Genomic DNA, 3,312 nt, shown 5'->3' on the forward strand with positions numbered 1-3,312 from the left:
GAGGGAAGCGGGGCGTCATCTGAACAGACCCACTGATGGGAAACGCTGGAGGAAACCCTGAGTTCCACCAACACGTACGCGAAACAGCAGTGGATAGCCGAACAGGCGAGGGAGCATCCGGAGCGGGTGTTCACGTCTCTGCACCACCTGATCGACGGCGAGTGGATGCGTGAAGCCTATCGCCGCACGCGCAAGGATGGGGCAACGGGCATCGACGGCGTAACGGCTGCGGACTACAAGAAGGACCTTGAGGCCAACCTTGATGACCTCCTGGAACGGATCAAGTCTGGCCGCTACTACGCGCCGCCGGTGCGACGGAGCTACATCCCGAAGGCGGACGGCACGAAACGGCCTCTGGGCATACCGACGCTGGAAGACAAGGTGGCGCAACGGGCACTCCTGATGTTGCTGGAGCCGATCTACGAGACGGACTTTCTGCCGTGCTCGCACGGCTTCCGGCCCGGGCGGTCGGCTCATGATGCCCTGAACGCACTGCGGAACGGCATCATCGAGCAGCGCCAACGGTGGGTGATCGACGCGGACCTCAAGGCGTACTTCGACTCGATCCCGCACGCCCACCTGCGGTCATTCCTCGACCTGCGGATCAAGGACGGCGTCGTAAGGCGCATGATCGACAAATGGCTGAAAGCGGGGGTGCTCGAAGAGGGCACTGTGCACAAGCCGGTCGCTGGCACTCCCCAAGGGGGCGTGCGGACGCCCTGAACGCAAAAGGCAACGTTCGCCTTCGGTGCTGTCGGCGCCGGGTTTCGACGGGTCTGGACCGCCACCAGGCGAGCCCCAGATGGAGATTGAATGGCGGATAGTGATTTTTCCTCGCTGACCAACACCTCCTTCACGAGGAGTTGGACGATGCGTTGGCGTTCCGCGATGTCGAGGGTTTCGGCGGACAAGCGCAGCCGCTCCAGAAAGCCGGTCAGGGTCTGAGCAAGCCGCAGGTAGATCTCCCGGTCCTTGGCCCGATCCACAGCGGATTGCAGTTCCCGATACAGCGCCTGCTCCTGACGGCGAAGCTCGGGCGTTCTGTCGCGCAACTCGTCGATGGTGACCAACTCCTCCTGATGGGCATTGACCAGACGGTCGATGCTCTTGCGGACTGACGGCTGTTGCGGCGCGGACGGCGGCCACCAGCGCGCGTGCGGCGTCGGATAAAGTCGCGGAACTCTTGGGTGCCAGTTCCGATACGGCGATGGCGGCCGATGGGGCGGAAGCGGCAGCGAGAGCGGCCGAGGAGGCGTCCATGAGGGCGCAGGATGACGGAATGTCCGCCGACACGATGGTCGAGCAGCGGACCGCGGAGGACAAGAAGACGGAAGCGGAAACGATGCTCGCGGACGCGCAGGAGTTGCGGCGCCGGACGCCGCGAAGAGTTACAAGGAGGAGGCGCAAGGCCATTACGAGTCGGCGATGGGCAAGGCCGCCATGGCGAGGGAGCGGGCGACCGCCGCGCGGGCGGCTGCAAACAAGGCCATGCGCGCCCGCACGGACTACGTGAACGCCGATACGTACGCGGACGTTGCGGAGATGGCGGCGGACGAGGCGGAAGCCGCGCGCGATGCGGCGAAGACGGCCGCTGAAGCCGCCGCTGCCGCCTACATGGCTGCGTTGGCGGCGATGACCTCAGATGAGGCGGAGGCCGAACGCGACAAGGCGATGGCCGCGAATTAGACCGCCAGCATTGCGACCGGCGCGGACACCTTCGACGGCAATGCCGTGATGGGGCATGCAGTAGGCGGTGGGTCAGGCGACACGCGATTTCAACGGTACCTGGAGCGGCGGCTTCTTCGGCGACGGCGAGGAAGCCACCGAGCACCCGATGTCCGTGGTGGGCACGTTCGGCGTGACCCGCGAGACGGGAACCGGCGACGACACGATGACCGAGAGCTACGTGGGCGCGTTCGGCGCGCACAAGAAGTAGGAAGCGCCGAACCCCCTTGTCTTCGGGGATAGCGCCCCGGCGACAGGAACACCTGTGTTCCTGCTGGGCCTCGCGGCCGTCGAGGCCGTCGCCGCGCTCCGGGCCTTCTGGTGAACGAACCCTGTCTGGTGCGCATCCGGCTGGAACAGGCCCCGTCCTTCTTCTACCAACCGCAGGACGGAGCGTCGCGGGAACCCTTCGAGCGTGTCCTGTCGGGCGAACCGCCGCCAGCGGTGTTGGCCAATGTGCGGCGGTTCCTTCCGCAAATTAGACCCCGCATGGGTCCAGCAGCAGAGGCGATTGCACCTGTTCTGCACACCGATAGACGCTAGTTGGCTCAACCGGATCGAAATCTTCGTCGGCATCCTGATGCGCAAATCACTCGCCGCGGCATCTTTGGATGCCGTCGCGAACGTGGCCGCGTGACTAGTCAACTGATTTGCATAACGCAACGCTGGGTAGTGAGTAGACAACTTGGCGCTGCCGCGGTGAACTGCTATAGTTCGTCGAACTCGGAGTCGCCACGCGGACGTTGACGGCTGTACTGTTTCACCAGCGAGGCTTCGGCTGAGGCCTCGTCGAACAACAGGAGAGTCTCCGATCATGAAGAATACGAAGCTGAAGAGCCGGATCGCGGCATGCAGCCGCGAACCGGCCGCGGGTGAGATCCAGGCGGTCAAGCATGCCAAGATGGACGTTACGACCGCCCGGGTGGAGGCTCGAGTATCCGATTTCTTGCAGAGGGCGGCGTGGAACGAGCCACCGTCTTCGTCTCCCTCAGCCAGAGGAACGCGATGATCCTCACCCGGCTGTGGCGTGCCCTCGCCATCAGCGCCTGTTTGTTGCTCGCGCTCGTTGTCCTTCAGGATGGGAGCGCCGCTGAAGAGCTGACAGGCGCGACGGCGGCGAAGACACTGATTGATGCCGGTCGCTTCAAGGAGGCACTGGCTGTTCTGCGGCCGCTGCTGGAGAATGACGTAGTCGAGACGAACACGCTTTTCCTCTTCGGCGTGGCCGCGGTCCAGGCATCGCGGCAACCCGGCCTGGCCGATGAGGAGCGGGAGACGCTGCTGGACGATGCGATTGCCGCCTTCCGCAAAATCCTCATCGACCGTCCCGGGCTGGTGCGCGTGCGTCTGGAACTAGCCCGGACCTTCTTTTTCACGGGCCAGGACGGCTTGGCGAGGCGGCACTTCGAGCGCGTGCTGGCGGGCAACCCCCCGGCACCCGTGGTCGCCAACGTCCAGCGCTTCCTGTCGCAAATACGGGCGCGCCGACGGTGGAACATGCACATGGGCGTCGCGGTGGCGCCAGACACCAACATCGGTGCAAGCTCCAACGAAAGATTCATCTATATCTTCGGTTTGCCGTTTCGC

At 64.5% G+C, this 3,312-nt stretch carries 5 protein-coding genes and 1 pseudogene; all 6 read left to right on the forward strand.

From position 1 onward, the window contains the following. Nucleotides 1-165 precede the first annotated feature (165 nt). Nucleotides 166-720: pseudogene (locus tag OXF11_07025) on the forward strand (reverse transcriptase domain-containing protein). 143 nt (nt 721-863) lie between these two features. Next, a complete protein-coding gene (locus OXF11_07030) occupies nt 864-1,118 on the forward strand; it encodes a hypothetical protein (protein ID MCY4486855.1) in 255 nt (84 codons plus the stop codon). A 307-nt stretch (nt 1,119-1,425) separates the two neighbouring features. Beyond that, entirely contained in the window at nt 1,426-1,686 is a 261-nt protein-coding gene (locus OXF11_07035) for a hypothetical protein (GenBank protein ID MCY4486856.1), read from the forward strand. A 67-nt stretch (nt 1,687-1,753) separates the two neighbouring features. Further along, nucleotides 1,754-1,936 carry a hypothetical protein gene (locus OXF11_07040; GenBank protein MCY4486857.1) on the forward strand — a complete coding sequence of 61 codons (183 nt, stop codon included), beginning with the start codon at nt 1,754-1,756 and terminating at the stop codon, nt 1,934-1,936. A 300-nt stretch (nt 1,937-2,236) separates the two neighbouring features. Further along, complete coding sequence (locus tag OXF11_07045) at nt 2,237-2,362, forward strand: hypothetical protein (protein ID MCY4486858.1); 126 nt, start codon at nt 2,237-2,239, stop codon at nt 2,360-2,362. Nucleotides 2,363-2,685: 323 nt separating this feature from the next. Further along, nucleotides 2,686-3,312, forward strand: a 627-nt coding sequence (locus tag OXF11_07050) for a hypothetical protein (GenBank protein ID MCY4486859.1), incomplete at its 3' end; no start/stop codon positions are given.

Source organism: Deltaproteobacteria bacterium (assembly GCA_026712905.1).
Lineage (GTDB): Bacteria > Desulfobacterota > Binatia > UBA9968 > JAJDTQ01 > JAJDTQ01.

Excerpts from the sequence above, each read along its gene's own strand:
- OXF11_07035 (MCY4486856.1), top strand. The coding sequence starts at position 1,426 with ATGGGCAAGGCCGCCATGGCGAGGGAGCGGGCGACCGCCGCGCGGGCG.